Source organism: Sphingopyxis sp. (assembly GCF_040216815.1).
In the GTDB taxonomy this organism is placed as follows: domain Bacteria; phylum Pseudomonadota; class Alphaproteobacteria; order Sphingomonadales; family Sphingomonadaceae; genus Sphingopyxis.
Genome location: NZ_JAVJOJ010000012.1, coordinates 19502 through 43076, shown reverse-complemented (window position 1 = coordinate 43076; position 23575 = coordinate 19502). Strand labels below are relative to the sequence as shown.

Below are 23575 nucleotides of genomic sequence, written 5' to 3'. Positions count from 1 at the left end.
CATCGCCTCAGAACTTCTTGCGGATTTCAGCAAAGAGCATGCGCCCCTTGCCGCTATGTTCGGCGCCATAATAGCCGTAGCTTTCGTCGGCGATCGGCGGGTTGCGGTCGAACAGATTGTTCGCGCCGATACGGATGCGCGTGTCGCCGAGCGGCCCCCGGCCCTTGAACGTATAGCCAGCCGACAGGTTGACGACGAACCAGGATCGAACAGGCAGGTAATCGCCGTCGTTGTTGGTCGTGCTCGGATCCAGGAACTTGCCCGTATATTTGCCGAACAGGTCGATGTCGAAATCGCCGATGTCCCAGTTGATCGACGTGCTGAAACGCCATTTCGGGCGGCCATCGATCAACAGCAGCTCGCCCAGCCCTTCGACCGGGAAATTGGCGTCGAGCAGAGCCTGGCCGTCGACGCTGGGTACCTGGAAGAAGGACCGCAGGCGCGCCGCGTTGAAACGGAATTTGAAGTCGCCGATCGGGGTGGTGCCAATATCGTAATAGAGGCCGAAGTCGATGCCCGAGGACGTCCGGCTGTCGAGGTTCAGATACGGGTCGAGGATGAAGGTGATCGGCCCCGCCGGATTGGCCTCCAGGCTGGTCCCGGCGAACAGGGCGATCGTGTCGGCATCGACCGGACCGCGCAGCACATTGGGATTGGAGCTGCCCTGCGTGCGCAGCAACAGATCGAGCGCGACCTGGTTCTGGAAACCGAAGGTTCCGACAAGCCCGGTTTGCTTGATCCGCCAATAGTCGGCCGTGACGACGAAACCGCGCAGCTCGGGCGGAGCAATAACGATACCCGCATTGATGCTTTGCGTGTGTTCGGGATTGAGCGCGTCGGTACCGTTCCGCAAGCTGGAGATGCTGGTGCCGGCGCAATCTTCGACGTTGTTGATCCCGGGCTCGCCGCGTTCGACGCGCGGCAAGCAGCGGACGAAGTCGTCGGTCGTGTTGCTGCGCGTCGTGCCGACGTCATTGACCTGTGCCAGGTTCGGGGCACGGAACCCCTTCGACCAGGCGCCGCGCAACGTGACCGAATCGTTCAGCCCCCACGACGCCGCAATACGCGGGACAAAGGTGCTGCCGACGTCGGAGAAGCTTTCGAACCGGCCGGCAAGTTGCACGTCGAGCTTATGCACCAGCGGGATGTTCATGTCTTCGCTGACCACCGGCACAAAGAGTTCGGCAAAGGCCGAATAGACTTCGCGATTGCCCGACGTGTCGGGGCTGGGGCTGGTGCCCAGAATGTCGCTTTGGTCGAACAGGCCGGTGACGCTGTCGGTGAAGGTGATCGTGCCGTCGGCGCGCGGATCGCGGTCGTCGATAAAGGTTTCGCGGCGGGCTTCGACGCCCAGCGCGATGCCCAGATCGCCGGCCGGAAGCTGGAACAGGTCGTTGCGCGAAATCTTGAAGTCGGCCAGCGCCAGCGTCGTCTCGCCCTTGCGGTAGACATTGACCAGGAAGCTGTCGATCGTCGCCTGGCTGTTACGCCCGCTGCCTTCGGTATTCGTGTTGGTCAGGCTGCCGCCGCTGAACGGGTTATACGCCGTCGGATCGGTGCGGTTGATCGCCGCTTGATACAGCGTTTGCGAAATACGCCGCGCGCGGTCGGTGGTATTGGCCTGCGTATAAAGGATCGCGCTGTCGAAATCCCATGCGCCGATTTCGCCGCGCAGCCCCGCGAGCAGCCGCCAGCTGTCGCCCGTTACCTGGATGACTCGCGGCCCCGCGTCGATCGGGCGATAGCCCACGATGGCCACCGTCAGACCTTCGGGTGGAACATCGGTGCCGGTGACGCGGTTGGGGTTGGTGGGGTCGGCGGCGCCGAACGGGTTGTAATAGGCGGTTGCCGAAACGGTCACGGGCGCGGCGCCCAGCGGCGACGATTGTTCGATCGTCCGGTTCAGTTTCGAATAATAATAGGACCCCTCGGCATAAAGCTCCATGCCGTTGTCAAATTCATGGTTGAGCAAGGCATAGGCGTTGTACCGGTCGCGGTTCGAATAGAGATTGGATACCGGCGCCGAATCATAGCGAAGATCGCTGGTGATCGCGCTGGTCGTGCTGCCGTTATCGATACAAAGGCCGTTGCCAATCTGGATGTTGCAACCGCTGTTGGTCGCGGGCTGGATATGGAAATCATCGTCGCCGACCAGATTGATGCGGCGGCTTGCCTTGAAACGCCCCCAGGGCGTCACCGTGCTGCGGTTGTCGAGCTGGCTGTCGCCTTCGAAGCTGGTGCCTTCGAAAAAGCGCTGGAAATTGTCGGTCGACGAAAAATCCTGCTCGGTGGCGAGGATGCCATTGCCATGGAAATAGCTGCCGTAAACGGTCAGGTTGGTTTTCCCGCCGTTGAAGTCAAAGCCGTATCCGCCGAATATATTATATTCGAACTGCGACGTGCTGTCGGAAAAATCATAACGGCCCTGCAGGAAGCCGCCCTTCATATTTCCACGGAGCTGGGTGTCGATCACCCCGGCGACCGCGTCGGCGCCGTAAATGGGCGACGCGCCGTCGCGCAGCACCTCGACGCGGCGCACCGCACCGGGCGGAATGGTGTTGGTGTTGGGCGACACGACGGGGACCAGCAACTCGGTCTGGAAACCGGGGTTCAAAACCATGCGGCGTCCATTGATCAGCAGCAGCGTGTTGCCGGTGCCAAGGTCGCGCAAATTGATCGACGCGACGTCGCCGCGCGCCGCATTGGCGCTGCCGACGGTATTCTGGTCGTTGAAGGCGGTCGCGCCGATTTGCGGGATCGACCGGAATAATTCGTCGCCGGTGATGGCGCCGGTCGTTTCGACATCCTCTTCGGTCAGAACGGTGACCGGCAGAACGGCGTCGATCTTGGCGCCCTTGATCTGTGAGCCGGTGACGACAATTTCGGTCGTATCGGCGGTTTCGGCCGACGGTGCGGGCTCTTGAACCGTTGCGCCGTAATTGGCTGCGCTGCCGCCCAGGGCGACTGCGGAGACCGTATGGCCCGGCCGGGCCACGACGAACGATCCCCCCGCCGTTTCGCGCAGGATCAGACCCGAACCCTGAAGCAGCATCCGATAGGCGGCCCCCGCCGTGACGCGCCCGCGAACCGCCGGCGCGGTCTTTCCCTGGACGACCGATCCGGCAAAGACGACATTGCTGTTGGTGATCGAAGCCACTTCGCGCAGCGAGCGGCCGAGCGGCTGCGATGGCAGGTCAAAGCTGTATTCCGCCTGGTCGCGCGCCTCTGCGGTGTTTGCTGCAATTGCGACAATGGCGGCGCAGGCCCCCAGCATAGCCTTCGATATCATAATATGTCCCCCCTGCGCCCGGTGCGTTCATCGCATTCCGCCGCATTGGTTTAGACGCGCGGGCGTCCCAAATCCGACACAATCACGAACAAAAACATGTCTGCGGCCGCAAGTGTGTAATTATATTCCGATTTTCGGTTCACTTGCCCGCGGTTTCGCCTAGCGCGACAGGCGCAGGCGGCCGTCCTCTCGCTTCACTTCCAGCCCGTGGAGCACGGCGACGGCCGAGGCGAATTCGGCCGCGTCATTGGTGGCAAACACCCCCGAAACCAAAAGGCCGCCCAGCCTGGGATCCGCGACGTCGATCTGTACGCCGCCATAATGATTGAGTTCGGCGATGGCGGCCGACAATGTCGTATCTTCGAACACCACCTGTCCGCGCCGCCACGCCGTCGCCGCCTCGGACGAGGTGCGCGTGACAATTTCCGGCGAGTCGGCCGCCGCGATCAGGCGCTCGCCCGGTGCCAGCACGACGGGCGCCGGTGACGCCGACCGGGCCGCGCCATCCTGCGTGTCGACGCGCACCTTCCCCGAAATCAGCGTCACGACCACCGCGTCACCCACCTTGCGCACAAGGAAGCTGGTGCCGAGCGCGGTCACGGTCTTGTCGCCCGCCTCGACCCGGAAGGGTCTTTTGGGATTGTGCTTCACCTCGAACATTGCCTCGCCGCTGTCGAGGCGGACGCTCCGCGTCCGACGGTCGTATCGGACACTGAGGTGCGTTTCCGCGTTCAGCGCGATGCGGGTTCCATCCTCCAGCGTGGCGATTTTTTGCTCGCCCACCGCGGTCGAATAGGCGGCGGGCTGGTCGAGAAGCCACCAGCCCGCCGCAAAAAGAACGAAGACAAGCGACGCCGCGAGCGCAAGCGCCCGGACAAGCCGCGACCGATCGTTCGCGGGCGCCGGATGGGCGTCGAGCAGCTGCGCCGCCCCCGGGATGATCGCCCAGGCGTCCATGGCGCGTTCGAACGATCGCCGATGCGCGTCGTCGGACACGAGCCACGCCTGCAGCCCCGGCTCGGTCGCGGCGCTACGCCCCGTCGATTCGAGCCGGGCGAGCCACGCCGCGGCTTCCGCGGCAATCCGTTCGGACCGGTCGGGCGGCGTCACCATTGTTCCATCCATTTCATCAGTTGCAATGTCGCGCGCGCGACCTGCTTTTCCACCGCGGCGACCGACATCCCTTCGAGTTCGGCGATCTCGGCGAACGAAATATTGTCGAGCCGCCGTCGCAACAGGATCCGTCGCGCGCGCTCGCTCAACTGCTCCAGCCCTGTCGCGGCGTGGAGCAGGCGCAACCGTTCTTCGACAATTTGCGCGGCGTCCGGCGACGTATCGCGGATGTCGGCAATATTGTCATAGTCGGTGAAGGGCGATCGGCGGCTCCGGCGCACGCGATCGATCGACAGATTGACGGCGGCCTTGACCAAAAGCGCCTCGCGCGATTGGGCCCGGTGGATCTGCTCATATTGCTCGACCTTGATAAAGGCGTCGTGCACAATTTCGTCCGCATCGTCGGCCGCGACGCCGCGCCGCATCACCGCGCGCCTTGCTTTTGCCATCATCTCGGTCAGGCTCGACATAGCGTTCCCATATATTGCTTCGTCCAGTTAGACGAATGGGCGGACCGTTTCAGACAATTCCAAACGATCGCTCCGCCGATCGCTTCCAGAAGCAAGGCGCAAAATCATGGCGTCCAGCGGGCCATGCCGGGGGCACGGCCGGCCGATTGGCGAAAGGATTTTCAGGGATGGAGCGGGTGAAGGGAATCGAACCCTCGTCGTAAGCTTGGGAAGCTTCTGCTCTACCATTGAGCTACACCCGCTTGCCGCTCCGGCCTTTGCCGCCTTCCGGCGCGGCGGTCAATGCTTCAGCGCGCCGATTCGAGGATCGTTTCCATCGCCACGAAGGTCGAGGTGCTCGCGACATGCGGCAGGCTGGAGATTTTTTCGCCGAGGACGATGCGATAGCGGCGGATGTCGGGGGTGCGGACCTTGAGCAGATAGTCGAAGCTGCTCGCAATCATGTGACATTCCTCGACCTCCGGGATTTGGCGTACCGCATCGTTGAACTGCTTGAGCGCCTCCTCGCGCGTGTCCGACAGCTTGACCTCGGTAAAGGCGACATGGTCGAGTCCGACTTTCGCGGGATCGACGATTGCGCGAAAGCCGGTGATCAGCCCGCTGTCGACAAGGCGTCTCACGCGCTGCTGGCACGGGGTTTTCGAGAGCCCGACCCGCGATGCGAGGTCGGTGTAGGTGATTCGTCCGTCGCGGCCCAGAATCGCGAGAATCTTGCGATCGAAATCGTCCAGATCGACTGTTGAAGAAGGATTTGTCATCCAAAGAGACTATGATTGATTGAAAAGTTGGTCAATTCGCACCTGAAATTCCAGCAAACAAGTCGGATCGCCCTCGGTGACTATGCTATTCGGGACGGCATGACCCCGAACCCCGACCGCGCGCCCCTCCGCGCTCTCGCCCGCCGCAACGAAGCCGATCTTGTCGCAGAGCTGCGCGCCGCCCTTGCAACCTCGACGGCGAGCGTCGAGGCGGTGACGCGCCGTGGGCTCGCCCTTATCCGCAAGGCGAAGGCCGAGGGCGAACGCGAAACGCTCGTGGCGCAGCTGATGAACCGCTACCGCCTGTCGACCGAAGAAGGCGTGGTGCTGATGTGCCTTGCCGAAGCGCTGCTGCGCGTTCCCGACAATGCCACCGCCAATGCGCTGATCCGCGACAAGATCGCCGGGCGCCATTGGGCCGAGGGCGATGATGACGACAGCCCGCTGATCGTCGCGCTGTCGGCGCGCGGCCTCTCGCTCGGCTCGGCGACCTTGATGCTCGATGCGATGGGGAGCAAGGCGAACCCGCTCAGCCTGCTCAAATCGATGATCCGCCGATCGGGCGAGCCGGTGATCCGTCAGGCCGCGCTCGCGGCGATGAAACTGCTCGGCCAGCAGTTCGTGATGGGCGAGACGATCGACGCCGCGGTCAAGCGCGCCGACAAGGAACAGTCCGAACTGGCGAGCTTCGACATGCTTGGCGAGGCGGCGCGCACCGCCGAGGATGCGCAGCGCTATTGGAACAGCTATGCCGCGGCGATCCGCCGGATCGGCGAGCGCGCGATGGCCGGCGACCCCCATGCGAACCACGGCATATCGATCAAGCTCTCGGCGCTTCACCCGCGCTACGAATATCTGCAAGCGGCGCGCGTCCGCGAAGAGCTGGTCCCGCGCGTCATCGACCTCGCAAAAGCGGCGCGCGCGGCGAACATCCCGCTGATGATCGACGCCGAGGAAAGCGACCGGCTGGAACCGCATATGGACGTATTTGCGGCGCTGATCGATGCCGGCATCGCCGACGGCTGGACCGGGCTGGGCATCGTCATCCAGGCATATCAGAAACGCGCGCCCGCGGTGATCGACTGGCTGGCGGCGCGCGCGCGGGCGCGCGGGGTCAAATTGTCGATGCGCCTCGTCAAAGGGGCCTATTGGGATACCGAGATCAAGCGCGCGCAGACGCTGGGCCTCGGCGATTTCCCGGTGTTCACGGCCAAGCTGCACACCGACCTCAACTATATGCGCTGCGCGCAGCTTCTCCGCGGCTATCAGGATTGCATCTATCCTGCCTTTGCGAGCCACAATGCGATGACGCTGGCTTTCGTCGCCGAACTCTTTGCGGGCGCCGATTACGAGCTGCAACGGCTGCACGGAATGGGCGAGGGCGCGCACGACGCGCTCGTCGCGCTGTCGCCGCCACCGCGACCGGTGCGCGTCTACGCGCCCGTCGGCACCCACCGCGACCTGCTCGCCTATCTGGTCCGGCGCCTGCTTGAAAATGGCGCCAATTCCAGCTTTGTGCATCAATTCTCCGATCCCGACGTCACCGCGGAGGAACTGGCGGTCGATCCGCGCAGCATCGCGAGCGCGCCCTCTTCAAATATCGCCACCGGGCTCGCGCTGTTCGACCCGGCGCGGCGCAATTCGCGCGGCTACGACCTCGGCGAGCCGGGCGTGCCCGAGGCGCTGGTCGCTGCGATCGGCGCGGCGCGGCGCGCCGACCGGGTCGCGGCGCCGATCGTCGGCGGCATCGCGCGCGCAGGGCGCCATGAACCGGTGCGCAATCCCGCGACGGGGGCGATCGTTGGGCAGGTGGTCGAGGCCGATGCCGATACCGTCGCCGATGCCGTCGCGGCGGCGCGCCGGGCGCAAGGCGACTGGAGCCTCGCGGGCGGCGCCTTCCGCGCCGCGCGGCTCGAACGCGCGGCGGACCTGCTTGAGGAACAGGACGCGACCTTCCTCGGCCTCGCGATCGACGAGGCGGGAAAAACGCTTGTCGACGCGATCGCCGAGGTACGCGAAGCGGTCGATTTCCTTCGCTATTATGCGGCGCAGGCGCGCGCGGACTTCACCCATCCCCTCGCGCTTCCCGGCCCGACGGGCGAGCGCAACGAATTGATGCTCGAAGGCAAGGGCGTGTTCGCGTGCATAAGCCCGTGGAATTTCCCGCTCGCGATCTTTCTGGGCCAGCTATCGGCGGCGCTCGCTGCGGGCAACGCCGTGCTTGCGAAGCCCGCCGAGCAGACGCCGCTCATCGCGCACGCCGCCGTCGAGCTGCTGCTCGAAGCCGGGGTTCCCGGCGATGTGCTCGCCTTTCTGCCCGGCCGCGGTGAAACGGTGGGCGCGGCGCTGACCGGGCACCCCGGTATCATCGGCGTCGCCTTCACCGGGTCCACCGAGGTTGCGCGCGCGATCAACCGGGGTCTCGCGATGCGCGACGGCCCGATCGCGACCCTCATCGCCGAAACCGGCGGCGCCAACGCGATGATCGTCGATTCGACCGCGCTGCCCGAACAGGTGGCGCGCGATGCCGTCGCCAGCGCCTTTCAGTCGGCGGGGCAACGCTGTTCGGCGCTGCGCCTGCTTTGCGTGCAGGAGGATGTCGCCGAAACGATGATCGCGATGGTTGCGGGGGCGATGGCCGAGCTTGATGTCGGCGACCCCGCGATCCTTGCCACCGACGTCGGCCCGATCATCGACGAGGAGGCGCAGGCCAGTATCGCGGCCTATATCGCCGAAGCGCGCGCGGCGGGCCGCGTGATCGCCGAAGCGGGGCGGACGAACACGCCGCCGGGCGGGCATTTCGTGCCGCCGGTGCTGATCCGGCTCGACGATGTCACCGATCTGAAGCGCGAGATTTTCGGTCCGGTGCTGCATGTCGCGACGTGGAAGGGGGGCGAACTCGATGCGCTGATCGACGCGATCAACGCATCGGGCTATGGTCTGACGCTCGGCGTCCACACGCGGATCGACGGCGTGGCCGCGCACATCGCCGCACGCGCCGCGGTCGGCAATGTCTATGTCAACCGCAACCAGATCGGCGCGATCGTCGGCTCGCAGCCGTTCGGCGGGCGCGGGCTGTCGGGAACGGGGCCGAAGGCGGGCGGCCCGCACTATCTCCACCGCTTTGCCGAGGAAAAGACGATCAGCACCGACATCACCGCCGCAGGCGGCAATGCCGCGTTGATGGCGGGATGAGCGATCTGAAGGGTCGGCGAGCGGCGACCGCGGGTTTCAAACCCCATGAACCGCGCGGCCTGATACAGAGTGGACAGCTATCCCAGGCAATACGTCCGAAATCGTCACGCGGCTTGGTGCCGCGGCGACCCTTTATTCTGGTTCCCCCCGCAGCGCCCGCAATATAGCCTTTATGCGCGGTTATGCAAAGCTTCCGCGTCGACGGCGACCGCGCCAGTCGGGCCGCCCGTCAACGGCCTTGATCCGGTCGACGAGGGCGCGGATGCGCCGCAGCTGCCCGCCGCTCTTTTTGGGGTCATCACCTCGATAGAGTCCCAGATCAGGCGCCCGGCACCCCGAGCAATTGTCCTTGCGCCTTCAATCGTGCGGTCGCGCCTGGATTGGCGGCCATCGCGTCCTTCAGCGCCTGTGCCGCCTTTGCGGTCTCGCCCAGCGTCATACGGCTGCGCATCAGCATGATCCATCGGTCGACGTCGGCCGGGTTCGCCTTCAGCTTTGCCTCCAGCCCGTCGACCATGCCGGCGATCATCGCGTCCTGCTGGCCCTTGGGAAGCTGTGATGCCGCTTCCATCTCGGCGCGACTCGGCCCCGGAATCGCACGCGCGGCGACGGGCATTTCATCGGCGGTCGGCGCGCGCGGCCGTGTGCTGGCGAGGCGCGCTGCAACGTCGATCCTGTGGATCGCGCCGACCTGTTCGATCGTCCGGTGCAGGTCGGCCTCCCACGGCGCGCCTTCGGGCGTGTCGGCCAGCAGCGCGAACCAATCGTCGATCGCGCCCTTGTGATCGCCGCCGATGTCCTTTTTCACCGCGAGGAAATAGCGCGCGCGCGGATCGCTGGCGTCGAGCGCGATGGCCTTGTCAAAGGCCCGCGCCGCCGCGGCCGGCATCGGATCGCGCTCGCTCGCCATCACGCGCGCTTCGCCCAATGCCGACCACAAACCCGCCGCGTCCGGCGACAGCCGGGTCGCCTTTTCATAGGCCGCGATGGCGCCCGCAAAGTCGCCGAGGTCGAATCGCGCCGCCCCCAGCGCGGTCCAGGCATCGGCGCTGTTCGGTTCGCGCGCCGTGCGCGCCTCGATCGCGGCAAGCTGGTCGCGCGGCGCCGCGACATCTTCGGCCGCCGGATCGGCGGCGGGAGTTGTATCGCGCCAGACCGAATAGCCGATCGCCGCGGCGAGCAGGGCGAAGGCGGCGACCAGGATCGCGCGGTTGATGCCGGTAAGCCCACCCGCCTTTTCGGCCTTGATCCCATTGGTCCCGCTCATTTTTGCCCCCACGAAAAATAGCCGGCTTCCGGCGCTGCCATATTGCCTTTGGCCCGCGATGGTGTAGCCTTTGACCCACGAGGTCGGTCAACGACAAAATCGTCAGGGGTCGCACCGGCTTTCCCAGTCAGCAGGGGAGGGGTGCATGGCAGTGTCGGATCACGTCGATTTTTCGACGTTCATGGAAGGCGTGAAAAGGCGCAATCCGGGGCAACCCGAGTTCGTCCAGGCGGTGCAGGAAGTGTCCGAGGACATTTTCGATTTCATCGCCGACAAGGAAGAATATCACGCCCAGCAGATATTGCGCCGCATCGCCGAACCCGACCGGGTCGTCTCCTTCCGCGTCTGCTGGGAGGATGATAATGGCAACATCCGCGTCCAGCGCGGCTGGCGCGTCCAGAATAACAATGCCATCGGCCCCTATAAGGGCGGTATCCGCTTTCACCCCAGCGTCACCGAAAGCGTGCTCAAATTTCTGGCGTTCGAACAGACGTTCAAAAATGCGCTGACCGGGTTGCCGATGGGCGGCGGCAAGGGCGGGTCGAATTTCAACCCCAAGGGCAAGAGCGTGCGCGAGATCATGCGCTTTTGCCAAAGCTTCATGACCGAGCTGTACCGCCACATCGGCGCCGACGTCGACGTGCCCGCAGGCGACATCGGCGTCGGCGGGCGCGAGATCGGCTTCATGTTCGGCCAGTATAAACGCATCACCAACGAATTCACCGGCGTGCTCACCGGCAAGGGGCTCGAATGGGGCGGCTCGCTGATCCGGACCGAGGCGACGGGTTATGGCGCGGTCTATTTCCTCGCCAACATGCTCGCCGCCAAGGGGCAGGATCTGGTCGGCAAGAGCGCGGTGATTTCAGGGTCGGGCAATGTCGCGACGCACGCCGCCGAAAAGATCGTGCAATTGGGCGGCAAGGTGCTGACGCTGTCCGATTCAGGCGGGTTCATCCACGATCCCGACGGCATCACGCAGGACAAGATCGACTGGGTCAAGGCGCACAAGACGCACCGCCGCGGCCGGATCGAGGAATATGTCGACGCGTTCAAGGGCGCGACCTTCACCGCCGGCAAGACTCCATGGGGGGTGCCGTGCGACGTTGCGCTGCCGTGTGCGACGCAGAACGAACTGCTCGGTGAGGATGCCAAGACGCTGGTAGCCAATGGCTGTATCGCGGTGAGCGAGGGCGCGAACATGCCCACCAACCTCGACGGTGTGCATCATTTCAAGGATGCGAAAATCATGTTCGCGCCGGGCAAGGCCGCCAATGCCGGCGGGGTTGCCGTGTCGGGGCTGGAAATGAGCCAGAACAGCGGCCGCCGCGCGTGGAGCGAGGGCGAATTGCAACAGATGCTGCAGGACATCATGGACGGCATCCACGCGCGCTGCCTGACCTATGGCGACCAAGGCAATGGCTATATCGACTATGTAAAGGGCGCCAATATCGCGGGATTCAAAAAGGTTGCCGACGCGATGCTGGCTTTCGGGGTGGTGTAATTCGGTTCAAGGCGTAAAAGCGCCGGTTGGGGAAAAGGGGAACTGCGGATGACGGCGCACGCTGGGAAGGAGCGCGGCGATCGGCCTCGGGCGGCATTGGGCGCCCGTCCTCCCCTGCGCGCGGCATTTGCCGCGCTGGCGGCGACGTTGCTCGCGCTCGCTATCGCGGCGCTTGTCTTTGCTCCCCCAGCGCAGTCGCAGGGCGACGGCAGCGCGCGTTACACCGGCGTCGCGTCGTGCGCCGGGTCGACCTGTCACGGCCGAATGGAGGGTGACGGCACCGTCGTCCGCCAGGACGAGCTGATGAGATGGCAGGAACCCTCGACCCCCGGCGGCGCGCACAGCCGCGCCTGGGCGGTGCTCAATAATAATCGCAGCCAGTTCATCGCGCGCAATCTGGGCATCGGCGATCCCGCGAAGGCGCAGATGTGCCTGGGCTGTCATAGCACGGCGGGGGCGTCGCGGGCGGTGTTGGCCGAGGATGGCGTCGGCTGCGAATCGTGCCACGGCCCCGCGGGGGGCTGGCTCGCGAGCCATTATGCCGGGGTCGGCACCAACGCCGATCCCGATGCCGAGATGCGCCAGAAACATCTCGCCAACCTGTCGGCGGGGCTCAAAAAGCTGGAGGATCCGGTGGTGCGCGCCGGGGTCTGCGTCGATTGCCACTTCGGCTCGGCCGCCGACGGCCAGTTCGTCACGCACCGCATCATGGCGGCCGGGCACCCGCGCATTGCGTTCGAGCTCGACCTTTTTTCCTCGCTGCAGGCGCATCATCAGGAGGACGCCGATTATGGCTGGCGCAAATTCGGGGCACCGGGTCGCCGCACCGATCATGTCCAGATGTGGGCGGTCGGGCAGGCGGCGGCGATCGAGCGCAGCCTTGCCCTCTTCCAGACGCGGCGCGGGACCGAGGGCATCTTCCCCGAATTTTATTTCCTCGATTGCCACAGCTGTCATCGGCGCATCTTCGACCAGGCAAAGCCCGTGCGCACCGGCATCGACAATCCCGGCCGCAACCTGCCCGAAGGGATGCCGCCCTATAATGACGAAAATCTGATCATGCTCGCCGCGGCGGCGCGCATGGCGGCGCCCGCGCTCGCCGATCAGCTCGCTGCGCGCACGGCCGCGTTCCACAAGGCGATGGCGACCGACCGCGCGAGCGCGGTTCAGGCGGCGGCGGCGCTGGCGCAAACGGTCGCGGCGCTGAAGCGCGCCTTTGCGTCGCGCAGCTTTTCGGGTGCCGATGCCTTTCAAATGGTCGACGCGATTGCCGCGAAGGCGACGAGCGAGCGTTACACCGACTATGCGGGGTCGCAGCAGGCGGTGATGGGGGTCGACACGCTGCTGGGCGCGATGGTCTCGTCGGGGCGCGTCACCGTCGGCGCGGCGGCGGGAATCCGCGGCGACATCGACCGCGCCTATGCCGCGGTGAAGGACCCCAATGCCTATCGACCCGCGGAATTTCAGGCGTCATTCGGCAGTGCGGTGCGCGCGATCGGGGCGCTTCGGTAAGATGATGCAAGGCAAGACCCGTTTTTTCCGTTCGGCCGCCGTTGCAGCAGGCAGCGCACTGCTGCTCGCCGCCTGCGGGGGCGGTGGAGGCGGTGGCGGCACACCGGCGCCCTCGCCTTCGCCCGCGCCGACCCCCACGCCGACCGGCGGGTTCTATACGCCGCCTGCCGCCGAGGCGCTGAGCACGGGCGACGTGCAGACGGTCCTCGCCAACGCCATTGCAGAGGCGCAGGCGCGCGGGCTGCCCTCGGTCATTGCCGTGACCGACCGCGTCGGCAATGTGCTTGGCGTCTTTCGTATGACCGGCGCGCGCGCCACGGCGACGACGTCGGCGGCGCCCAACGGCAACAGCATCGACGCGCAAAATGTCACCTTTCCTGCCGAAGGCGGCGCGATCGCCAAGGCGGTGACGGGGGCTTATCTGTCGAGCGGCGGCAATGCCTTTTCGACGCGCACCGCCAGCCAGATCGTCCAAGAACATTTCCCGCCCGCACCGACGACGGCGGGGCTGGAAAGCGGTCCGCTCTTCGGCGTGCAGTTCAGCCAGCTTCCGTGCAGCGACCTGTCGGCGCGTTTCGGCGCCGCGGGGTCGGCCGCGCTGATCGGCCCGAAGCGCTCGCCGCTCGGCCTCGCCGCCGATCCCGGCGGACTGCCGCTTTACAAAAATGGCGTGCTCGTCGGCGGCATCGGGGTGATGGGCGACGGCGTCTATGGCAGCGACCCCAATATCCTCGACATCGACGCCGATGACGAGGAGTTCATCGCGCTGGCGGGGACACGCGGGTTCGAGGCGCCGAGCAGCATCACGGCCGACAAGATCGCCGTCGACGGGACGACATTGCGCTTTTCCGACGCGACCTTCGCCGGGGTGCGGACGAGCGGCGGCGCCAGTTTCGCCAGCCTTAACGGCAGCGCGGGCAATCTGGTCGCGGTGATCGGCTATGCCAATGCCGCGATCACCGCCGGGACCGCCTATGGCACCGAGGCGTCGGGCATCCGCGCCGCGACCGCGGCCGAATTTTCCAACCGCGACGCCTTTATCCTCACCAACGGCAGCGGCACGAACCGCTATCCGATCCGCGCCGGTACCGATGGCGCGAGCGTCGCCGCGCCGCTAAGCGCGGCCGAGGCACGCGCGGTGCTGGAGGAAGCCTTTGCGGTGATGAGCCGCGCGCGTGCGCAGATCCGCCGCCCGCTCGACAGCCGCGCGCAAGTGACGATCAGCCTTGTCGACACGCATGGCGCGGTGCTCGGCATCGTGCGCTCGCCCGACGCGCCGATTTTCGGGACCGATGTGTCGTTGCAGAAGGCACGCACCGCCGCTTTCTTTTCGGGACCGCAGGCCGCCGCCGAGCTGTCGGCGAACGCCAGCGCCGATGTCGCCGCCTTCGTGCCCGCGGTGCGCAGTTTCCTGAGCGACCCCGCCGCACTTACCGGCGCCATCGCCTTCGCCGACCGATCGGGCGGCAATCTGTCGCGCCCCTATTTTCCCGATGGCGAGGTCGGGCGGCCGCACGGCCCGCTGTCGCGCCCGATCGCGCAGTTCAACCCCTTTTCGACCGGGCTGCAATCGGCGCTGATCATCGGCAATCTCGGCGCGCATCTGGGCTTTGTGTCGGGGGCGAGCCCCACCGACACGCCCGCGCGCTGCACGACCTTGCCCGACGCCGCGCCGGGACAGAACCGGCTGCAGAACGGCATCCAGATCTTCCCTGGATCGGTCCCCATCTATCGCGGCAATACGCTGGTCGGGGCGATCGGCGTGTCGGGCGACGGCATCGACCAGGACGATATGATCAGCTTTCTGGGCACGCACAACGCCGGCGCGCGCGTCGGCGGCATCGGCAATGCCCCGAAAGCGATCCGCGCCGACACTATCGTCGTCACGCTCGCCGACCGGCGGACGGTGCGCCTTCGTTACATCAGCTGTCCCTTTGCCCCCTTCCTCGACACGGCGGGGCAAAATGTCTGCGACGGGCTATAGGCGATGATGGCGGGGGGCAGCCTTTGGCCAGTCATCGCGGCGCTCGGCGCGCCGGGCGCCGATGCACCGCCGCCGCCGGCGACTGACGTGCGGTCGGCCGATAGCGTGCCCGCCGAGCAACCGGGCGAAGACCTTTCCCCGCCCCCGCCGCCGGTCGACTGGCAGGAAATCCTCCCCGACGATCTCGTCACCGACATGATCGAGGGGCGTCGCCGTCCCGGCTATCGCCCCGAGCTGCCCGATGCGCTTGCCCAGGACAATGTCGGCGCGCTGCGCCCGCCGCCGCCGCAGGCTTTTCCGGGGATCGAGGACCAGCTTCCCGTTCCCGACCGCTGGCGCCTCATCGAAACGCTTGGCGTCGTCAAGGAACGCTGGTTCGACCCCTATCACCAGAATGTTCTGAAGGGCGACCGCGCGATCGACCCCGACAAGGTCAAATGGTTGCCGATCAAGGGCGACGACTGGTTTTTTGTTGCCAGTGCGGTGTCCGACACGGTGTTCGAACCGCGCACCTTTCCCATTCCCGTCGGCGTCCAGACGACCGAGCGGCCGGGCAGCCTCGACGTCTTTGGCAAGGATCGCAGCTTTGTCTTTGCGCAGACCTTCATCGGGGGCGTCGCGCTGATCAAGGGATCGACGGCCTTCAAACCGCCCGATGTCGAATATCGGCTGACGCTCGCCTGGCAGGCCAATTATGTCGACGTGCCCGAACGCCGCGTGCTCGACGTGCGCCCGTCGAAGCCCAGCCATCGTTACGACAGCTTCCTCGGCGTGCAGGAACTCTTCGTCGACAAGCATCTGGGCAACACGTCGGATCGCTACGACTTCTATTCGATCCGCGTCGGCATCCAGCCGTTCCAGAGCGACTTCCGCGGTTTCCTCTTCAACGACAGCCAGCTCGGCATCCGCCTGTTCGGCAATCGCGACAACAACCGCTTTCAATATAATCTCGCGGCCTTCTGGCGGCTCGAAAAGGATACGAACAGCGGGCTCAACGACATCACCCAGACGCCGCGCGACGATTTCATCCTCACCGCCAACCTCTATCGCCAGGATTTCCCGGTCGTCGGGCTGACCAGCCAGGTCAGCGTGACCTATAATATGAACCGCGAAAAGAAGGATGTTCAGATCGACCACAACGGATTCCCGGTGCGCCCCGCGCTGCTCGGCGACCTGCGCGGGCGCGAATATGATGTCGTCTATCTGGGCTATAGCGCCGACGGGCGTATCGGGCGGATCAACCTGACCGCCAGCTTCTACGCCGCGCTGGGCGAGGATCGGAACAGCTTTTTCACCAGCCAGCCCGCCGAAATCCGCGCGGGCTTCGGCGCGGTCGAACTCAGTTACGATTACGACTGGATGCGCTTTCGCCTGTCGGGGCTGTACGCGACGGGCGACGGCGATCCCTATAACAAGACCGAAGGCGGTTTCGACGCGATCTTTGAAAATCCGATCTTCGGCGGCGCCGACACAAGCTATTGGATTCGGCAGACGATCCCCTTTGCGGGCGGCGGGCGCGTCATTTCGGTGAACGGCCGCAACGGCATCTTGAACTCGCTGCGCTCGTCAAAGGAAGAGGGGCAGTCGAATTTCAACAACCCCGGCACCGTCTTCGTCGGCGCCGGCGCCGATTTCGACCTGTCGCCGCAGATGCGCGTCAGCCTGAACGCCAACCATCTGTGGTTCGAAAATACCGCGACGCTGCAGGCGCTGCGCGTCGAGGGCTCGATCCCCAAGGACATCGGTTTCGACCTGTCGGTTGCCGCGATCTGGCGACCCAAGGCGACGCAGAATATCGTCGGGCGCCTCAGCGCCGCGGTGCTGCTGCCCGGCGACGGGTTCAAGGACCTGTTCGACAACAAGCAGAAGAACGACGCCTATGTGTCGATCCTCGCCAATGCGATCTTGAGTTTTTGATATGCTGATGCGCAAACTCTTCGCTCTGTTGGCTTTCGTGACGCTGTGCGCTGCCTTTGGCGCCAGCGTCGGCCGTGCGGCCGAGGAGGAAAAGCCGCTCAAGATCACCTATCGCTTCACCCCGCCCGCGCCGCGCGAGCAGAGCGACGCCGACGTCGCGGCGAAATCGGCGGGCTGTTACAGCTGCCACACGCAGACCGATCAGCCGTCGATGCACGCCACCCCGGCGGTCAAGCTTGGCTGCACCGATTGTCATGGCGGCGACGCGACCTCGCCCGCCGCCTTCGGCAAGCCCGAGCTGGGATATAAAAGCGCCTACAATATCGCCGCGATGAAGGTCGCGCACCCGCAGCCGACGCTGCCCGGCGCGTGGCACGACAGCTCGGCGAACCCCGTGCGCAGCTATACGTTGCTCAACAAGGAAGCGCCCGAGTTCATCCGCTTCGTGAACCCCAGCGACTATCGCGTCGCGCGCGAGGCGTGCGGGGCGTGCCACATGGAGGTGATCGAGGCGACCGAACGCTCGCTGATGTCGACCGGCGCGATGCTTTGGGGCGGCGCGGCGTATAACAACGGCATTGTTCCCTACAAGAATTACATCTTCGGCGAGGCCTATACGCGCACCGGCGATCCGGCGTGCATCCTCTCGCCTTCGTCGAAGCTGACGCGCGAGGAATATGCCGAGGCGTGCAAGCCAAGCTTCGCGTCCGAAAAAATCCTGACCGACGCCGAACGCAAGCGCGGCGCGCTCGCCAAAATGTATCCGCTCCCGCGCTGGAGCGTGATCCCGCCGGGCGACGTATTCCGCGTGTTCGAGCGCGGCGGGCGCAACATCAATACCCAGTTCCCCGAGATCGGCCTGCCCAATCCGACGGGGCAGATCCAGCGGCTCGAAGAGCCGGGGCGCCCCGACCTCAAACAGTCGAACCGCGGCCCCGGCACCGGCCTTCGCGTCGCGATCCCCGTGCTCAACATCCACAAGACGCGCCTCAACGACCCGTTCATGTGGTTCATGGGGACGAACGACCAGCCGGGCGACTATCGCCATTCGGGCTGCGCGGGCTGTCACGTCATCTATGCCAACGACCGCGAGCCGCGCCACAGCCTGACCTATGCCCAATATGGCCGCGATGGCGAGACCGCGACGGTCGATCCGACGATCGCGGAGAAAAAGTGGAAGGGCGGCGGGCATGGCGACGACGACGCGCATGGGGCGCCCGCCGACGGTCATCATGCGGGCGGCGGGCACGGCGCGCTGATCGACCCCGCCGACCCCGATGTCCCGGCGCGCGCCGGTCAGAAGCCGCGCCGCGAGTCGGGGCATCCGATCAGCCACGCCTTCACGCGCGCGATCCCGACCGCGCAGTGCATGACGTGCCACATGCACCAGCCCAACATCTTCCTCAATTCCTACCTCGGCTATACGATGTGGGATTATGAATCGGACGCGCCGCAGCTGTGGCCCGGACCCGAAAACAGCGCGCCGCGCCCGCCGGGGATGAGCGACGAAGAGTATCAGAAGAGGTATAAGCAGCAGCGCTATCCGACCGCCGCCGAGGTGCATCAGGTGCTCGAACGCAATCCGGAGGGCGCCGCGCCGCGCGGCCTCTGGGCCGATGTCGAGTTCCTGCGCGACGTCTATGACGTCAACGACAGCAACAAGGACACGCAGTTCGCGGACTATCACGGCCATGGCTGGAACTTCCGCGGCATCTTCAAGCGCGACCGGAGCGGCAACCTGCTCACCGCCGATGGCAATATGGCGACCTGGGGTACCGACACCGCACATATCGTCGACCCTGCCGACCCCGAAAAATGGCGCAAAAGCTGTTCGAGCTACAGTGATCCCAAGGAACGCGACCTCTGCCTGACGAGCGCGACCGCCGACGGGCGCGAGGGCAAGTTCGTCCCCGCCGGGCTCAATCCCGGCAAGACGGTCCATATGATGGACATTCACGCCGAAAAGGGGATGCAATGTGCCGACTGCCACTTCGCGCAGGACGCGCACGGCAATGGCTATATCCAGGGCGAGGTCGCGAACGCGGTCGAGATTTCGTGCAAGGATTGCCACGGCACCGCCGACGCGCTGCCCAACCTCCTGACCTCGAACGTCGCCGCGCGGCCGCAGGGCACCAATCTGGCGCTGCTGCGCAACCCCGATGGGCGCCGTCGCTTCGAATTCCAGTATAATGACGATGCTGAGATAATCGGCCTCATCCAGCGTTCGATCGTCGATCCCAAGCTCGAATGGCAGGTCAGCCTGGTCAAGCAGGCGGTGACGCCGGGGCCGCAGTTCAACGCGAAAGCGGCGCGCGCCAAGCTGATGGCGCGTTCGGGCAGCGACGACGGCAAATATGAATGGGGGCCGGGTATCGCGAAGGAAGACCGCGCGCACGGTGACGACAAGATGACGTGCTTCACCTGTCACCTCTCCTGGACGACCAGCTGCGGGGGTTGCCATTTGCCGATCGAGGCAAATTGGAAAACCAAGATGCACCATTTCGAGGGGGAAGAGACGCGAAACTTTGCGACGTACAACCCGCAGGTCGCGCGCGACGAAATGTTCCAGCTCGGCCGCCACCAGCTCACCAAGCCCGGCGAGCCTGACGCCGACGGCAACCCGCGCGGCATCATCACCCCGGTGCGTTCGACCTCGGCACTGATCCTCTCGTCGACCAATATCAACCGCGAGCGCATCTATATCCAGCAGCCGCCGATCTCGTCGGCAGGCTATTCGAGCCAGGCCTTCGCTCCGCACTTCCCGCACACGGTCCGCAAACAGGAAACCAAGCAGTGCACCGACTGTCACCTGTCGGCCGCCGACGACAATAATGCGATCATGTCGCAGCTCCTCCTGCTCGGCACCAATTTCGTCAATTTCGTCGGGCTCAACGTCTGGTCGGGGATGGAGGACGGCTTTCAGGCGACGCGCGTGACCGAATGGGACGAGCCGCAGGCGGTGATCGGCTCCTATCTCCACCGCTATGCCTATCCCGATTATTGGAAGCTCCACGTCGAACAGAACGGCCGCGAGCTTAAAAATTGGGTGCGCGGCAAGACCTTCGACGCCAGCGGGTCGGGCGAGACCAAGGCGCTCGAGGAATTTGCCAATATCGTTCAGGACACGAGCGGGCGGGTGAACTGCCTGCAACAGCGCGGCGAGTATATGTTCGTGGCGGAGGGCAAGGGCGGCTTCCGCGTTTATGACGTCGCCTCGATCGGCAACAAGGGCTTTTCCGAACGTATCGTGCGCGCGCCTTTCTCGCCGCTCGGCCACGACACGCATGTGCGGACGAAGAATGCGACCTGCATGGCGCTCGCGACGACGCAGCCGATCAGCGTCGCGCGCAACGAGAATATCGTCCAGAATTTCCCGGAAAATCTCGAACAGGAAATGCACCCCATCTATCGCTATGCGGTGATTACCGACAGCGTCGAGGGGCTGGTGCTCGTCGATGTCGATACGCTCGCCGATGGTGAGTTCCGCAACAACAGACTGAAGCGCGCGCTGACGTGGAACGAGGGTAATGTGCTGACGGGCGCGCGGCATGTGACGCTGGCGGGCAGCTTCGCCTATATCACCACCGACGCGGGGCTCGTCGTGCTCGACCTGTCGGCGCCGCTCAAACCGAAAGTCACCGCGCAAATCCCGCTCAGCGACGCGCGCGCGAGCGCGGTGCAGTTCCGCTACCTCTGGGTCACCGACGCCGAGGGGGTCAAGTTGTTCGACGTCACCGACATGGCGCGGCCGGTGGCGGTGCCGTCGGGCACGGTGCGGCTTGCCGACGCGCGCAAGCTCTATCTCGCGCGCACCTATATGTATGTCGCGGCGAAGCAGGACGGGCTCGTCATCGTCGACGTCACGCGCCCCGCCGCGCCGGTTGCATGGCCAGCGCTCAACTTCGACGGCGCGATGCGCGATGCGGAGGATGTGATCGTCGCCTCGACCAACGCGTCGCTCTTTGCCTATGTCGCCGACGGGCGCGGGGGCATCAAGGTGATCCAGCTGACCAGCCCCGACAATCCCGGGCTCTATGGTTTCTCACCCAAACCGACGCCGCAGCTTATCGCCTGGGCGAAAACCCCGTCGCCCGCGCTTGCGCTGTCGAAGGGCCTCGACCGCGACCGCGCGGTCGACGAAAGCGGCGGCCAGATGGCGGTCTTCGGCCGCCTCGGCTCGCGCCCCTTCACCCGCGCGGAGATGGAGAAGCTGTTCCTGAACAGCAAGGGGCTCGTCTACAAGGTCCGCGACGAGGTCGATGAGAGCGCGTGGCGGCCGCCGTTGCTGTATGCGAATTGAGGGTGGCGTCCGCTTTCGACCGGAAGTTGACGTTTCGGTTCTTATAACTTCGTCATTCCCGCGAAAGCGGGAACCCAGTGTGGGGTCAGCCTACGCACGCTCTGGGTCCCCGCTTTCGCGGGGATGACGAATATGGGTGTGGCAGCTTCCCACCCCACAACAGACGTCGCGAACCTATAACCGCTCCGCCTGCACCACGCTGTCCGACGCGCGCAGCGCCGAAAGGATACGCATCACATGCTGGACGTCGCGTACCTCGACGACGACGTCATAGGTGTGGAAACCGCCTTCGCGGTTCGACAGCCGCAAATTGGTGATGTTCGCCGAATTGGCGGCGAGGATGCCCGACATTTCGGCGAGCGTGCCGGGTTCGTTCAGGATGACGATGCACAGCCGCGCATTGCCGCCCTCGCTATCCTCCTGCCAGCGCAGGTCGATCCAGTCGGCATCGACCCCGTCGGCGAGGCTCGGGCAGTCGATGACATGCACTTCGATGCCCTCGCCGGGGCGTGAGAGGCCGACGATGCGGTCGCCGGGCACGGGGTGGCAGCAATCGGCGAGCTGATAGGCGACGCCGGGGGTCAGGCCGGCGATCGACACCGCGGCACCCTGTACGAGCTTGCCGGGCTTGGTCTTCATCTCGGCGGTGATGCCGGGGACGAGCGCTTCGAGCAGGGCGTTGTCGGTCAGCCGCTGCTTGGCGATCGCGACATAGAGCGCCGTGTCGTCGTCGAGCTTCAGCCGTTCGCGCGCTGCTGCGCGGGCCTTGTCGCCGACCTTGTTCGGCAGGCGCGCGACGATTTCGTCGTACATTTTCCGGCCGAGCGCCGCGAGTTCGATCTTTTCCTTTGACCGGACGTGACGCCGGATCGCCGCGCGCGCCTTGCCGGTCACGGCGAAGCCGAGCCACGCGGGTTGCGGCGTCTGTTTGTCCGACGAGAGGATTTCGACCGTATCGCCGTTGACCAACTGGGTGCGGAGCGGCACGAGCCGCCCGTTGACCTTGGCCCCCACCGTGCGGTCGCCCAGCCCCGTGTGGACGGCATAGGCAAAATCGACCGGCGTTGCGCCTTTGGGCAGCTGATGCAGGCTGCCCTTCGGCGTAAAGGCGAAGATGCGGTCCTGATACATTGCGATGCGCGTATTTTCGAGCAGCTCGTCGGGATCGTGCGTCTGTTCGAGGATTTCGATCAGGTCGCGGATCCACCCCGCCTGGCCGTCGGGGGCGCTGCCGCCCTGTTTATACGCCCAGTGCGCGGCAAGGCCGAATTCGGATTCCTGATGCATGCCGATGCTGCGAATCTGGATTTCGATGCGCATATTCTGCTGGTGCATGATCGTCGTGTGCAGCGATTTATATCCGTTGCGCTTCGGCGTCGAAATATAATCCTTGAACCGGCCGGGGACCATTTTCCACTTGCGGTGGATTTCGCCCAGCGCGGCATAGCAATCGGCGTCGGTCGGCGTGACGATGCGAAAGGCGATGATGTCGGTCACTTGTTCGAAGCTGACGTGGCGTTCCTGCATCTTGCGCCAGATCGAATAGGGGTGCTTCTCGCGCCCCGACACTTCGGCCTCGATTCCTGCGGCGGACAGCAGTTCCTTGAACTCGCGGCTGATCGCTGCGACCTTGTCCTTGCCGCCCGCGGTCAGCTTGGCAAGGCGGCCGGTGATCGTCGCATAGGCTTCGGGTTCGAGCTCGCGAAAGGCGAGCAGCTGCATCTCGCGCATATATTCGTACATGCCGATCCGCTCGGCGAGCGGGGCATAGATATCCATCGTCTCCCTGGCGATGCGGCGGCGCTTGTCGGGATTCTGGATGAAATGCAGCGTCCGCATATTGTGCAGCCGGTCGGCAAGCTTGACCAGCAGCACGCGGATGTCGTCCGACATGGCGAGCAGGAATTTGCGCAGATTTTCCGCCGCGCGTTCATTCTCGGTCTGCGCTTCGATCTTGCTCAATTTGGTCACGCCATCGACCAGCCGGCCGACGTTGGGTCCGAACAGCCGTTCGATCTCCTCGGGCGTCGTCAGCGTGTCCTCGAGCGTGTCGTGAAGCAGCGCGGTGACGATCGTTTCGCTGTCGAGGTGCAGGTCGGTCAGGATTCCCGCGACTTCGACCGGATGGCTGAAATAGGGGTCGCCCGACGCGCGCTTCTGACTGCCATGCTTCTGGACGGTAAAGACATAGGCGCGGTTGAGCAGCGTCTCGTCGACGTCGGGATCATAAGCGCGCACGCGCTCGACAAGTTCATATTGACGCAACATC

Annotated in this window: 12 protein-coding genes and 1 tRNA gene; 6 read left to right on the top strand and 7 right to left on the bottom strand. The window is 65.2% G+C overall.

Annotated features, from left to right (window positions below; all coding sequences use genetic code 11):
* Positions 1–7: 7 nt before the first annotated feature.
* From RIA72_RS16935 to RIA72_RS16915, 5 genes are all read right to left on the bottom strand, one after another.
* The gene (locus RIA72_RS16935; RefSeq protein WP_350033242.1) at positions 8–3289 is read right to left on the bottom strand and encodes a TonB-dependent receptor; all 3282 of its coding nucleotides are present in this window, start codon (positions 3287–3289) and stop codon (positions 8–10) included.
* Between the two features lie 159 nt (positions 3290–3448).
* Complete coding sequence (locus RIA72_RS16930; RefSeq protein WP_350033241.1) at positions 3449–4402, bottom strand: FecR family protein; 954 nt, start codon at positions 4400–4402, stop codon at positions 3449–3451.
* Positions 4396–4872, bottom strand: a complete 477-nt coding sequence (locus RIA72_RS16925) for an RNA polymerase sigma factor (RefSeq protein WP_350033240.1) — start codon at positions 4870–4872, stop codon at positions 4396–4398. Before RIA72_RS16925 ends, RIA72_RS16930 begins: the two co-directional genes overlap by 7 nt.
* Positions 4873–5040: 168 nt before the next feature.
* Positions 5041–5114, bottom strand: a tRNA-Gly gene (locus RIA72_RS16920).
* Between the two features lie 45 nt (positions 5115–5159).
* Positions 5160–5630, bottom strand: a complete 471-nt coding sequence (locus tag RIA72_RS16915; RefSeq protein WP_350033239.1) for an Lrp/AsnC family transcriptional regulator — start codon at positions 5628–5630, stop codon at positions 5160–5162.
* Positions 5631–5729: 99 nt separating this feature from the next.
* Between RIA72_RS16915 and putA the strand changes: the two genes are divergently transcribed.
* On the top strand, positions 5730–8825 hold the full coding sequence (gene putA / locus RIA72_RS16910) for a bifunctional proline dehydrogenase/L-glutamate gamma-semialdehyde dehydrogenase PutA (protein ID WP_502957981.1): 3096 nt from the start codon (positions 5730–5732) through the stop codon (positions 8823–8825).
* Positions 8826–9144: 319 nt separating this feature from the next.
* Here putA and RIA72_RS16905 read toward each other — a convergent pair whose 3' ends face one another.
* Positions 9145–10092 carry a tetratricopeptide repeat protein gene (locus tag RIA72_RS16905; protein WP_350033237.1) on the bottom strand — a complete coding sequence of 316 codons (948 nt, stop codon included), beginning with the start codon at positions 10090–10092 and terminating at the stop codon, positions 9145–9147.
* Between the two features lie 145 nt (positions 10093–10237).
* Between RIA72_RS16905 and gdhA the strand changes: the two genes are divergently transcribed.
* Genes gdhA through RIA72_RS16880 form a run of 5 tightly spaced genes read left to right on the top strand, consistent with a single transcriptional unit; the run spans position 10238 to position 21306 of the window.
* Positions 10238–11593 (top strand): NADP-specific glutamate dehydrogenase, encoded by a 1356-nt coding sequence (gdhA, locus tag RIA72_RS16900; protein ID WP_350033236.1) that lies wholly within the window; start codon positions 10238–10240, stop codon positions 11591–11593.
* Positions 11594–11641: 48 nt separating this feature from the next.
* The gene (locus RIA72_RS16895; RefSeq protein ID WP_350033235.1) at positions 11642–13105 is read left to right on the top strand and encodes a multiheme c-type cytochrome; all 1464 of its coding nucleotides are present in this window, start codon (positions 11642–11644) and stop codon (positions 13103–13105) included.
* Positions 13106–13109: 4 nt separating this feature from the next.
* Positions 13110–15089: a heme-binding protein gene (locus tag RIA72_RS16890; RefSeq protein WP_350033234.1), complete on the top strand. Its 1980-nt coding sequence runs from the start codon at positions 13110–13112 to the stop codon at positions 15087–15089.
* Between the two features lie 3 nt (positions 15090–15092).
* Positions 15093–17006 (top strand): hypothetical protein, encoded by a 1914-nt coding sequence (locus RIA72_RS16885; RefSeq protein ID WP_350033233.1) that lies wholly within the window; start codon positions 15093–15095, stop codon positions 17004–17006.
* Between the two features lie 7 nt (positions 17007–17013).
* Positions 17014–21306, top strand: a complete 4293-nt coding sequence (locus RIA72_RS16880) for a hypothetical protein (RefSeq protein ID WP_502957980.1) — start codon at positions 17014–17016, stop codon at positions 21304–21306.
* A gap of 174 nt (positions 21307–21480) precedes the next feature.
* On the opposite strand, the gene RIA72_RS16875 is transcribed toward RIA72_RS16880, so the two are convergent.
* Entirely contained in the window at positions 21481–23574 is a 2094-nt protein-coding gene (locus tag RIA72_RS16875; protein ID WP_350033231.1) for a RelA/SpoT family protein, read from the bottom strand.
* Position 23575 lies beyond the last annotated feature (1 nt).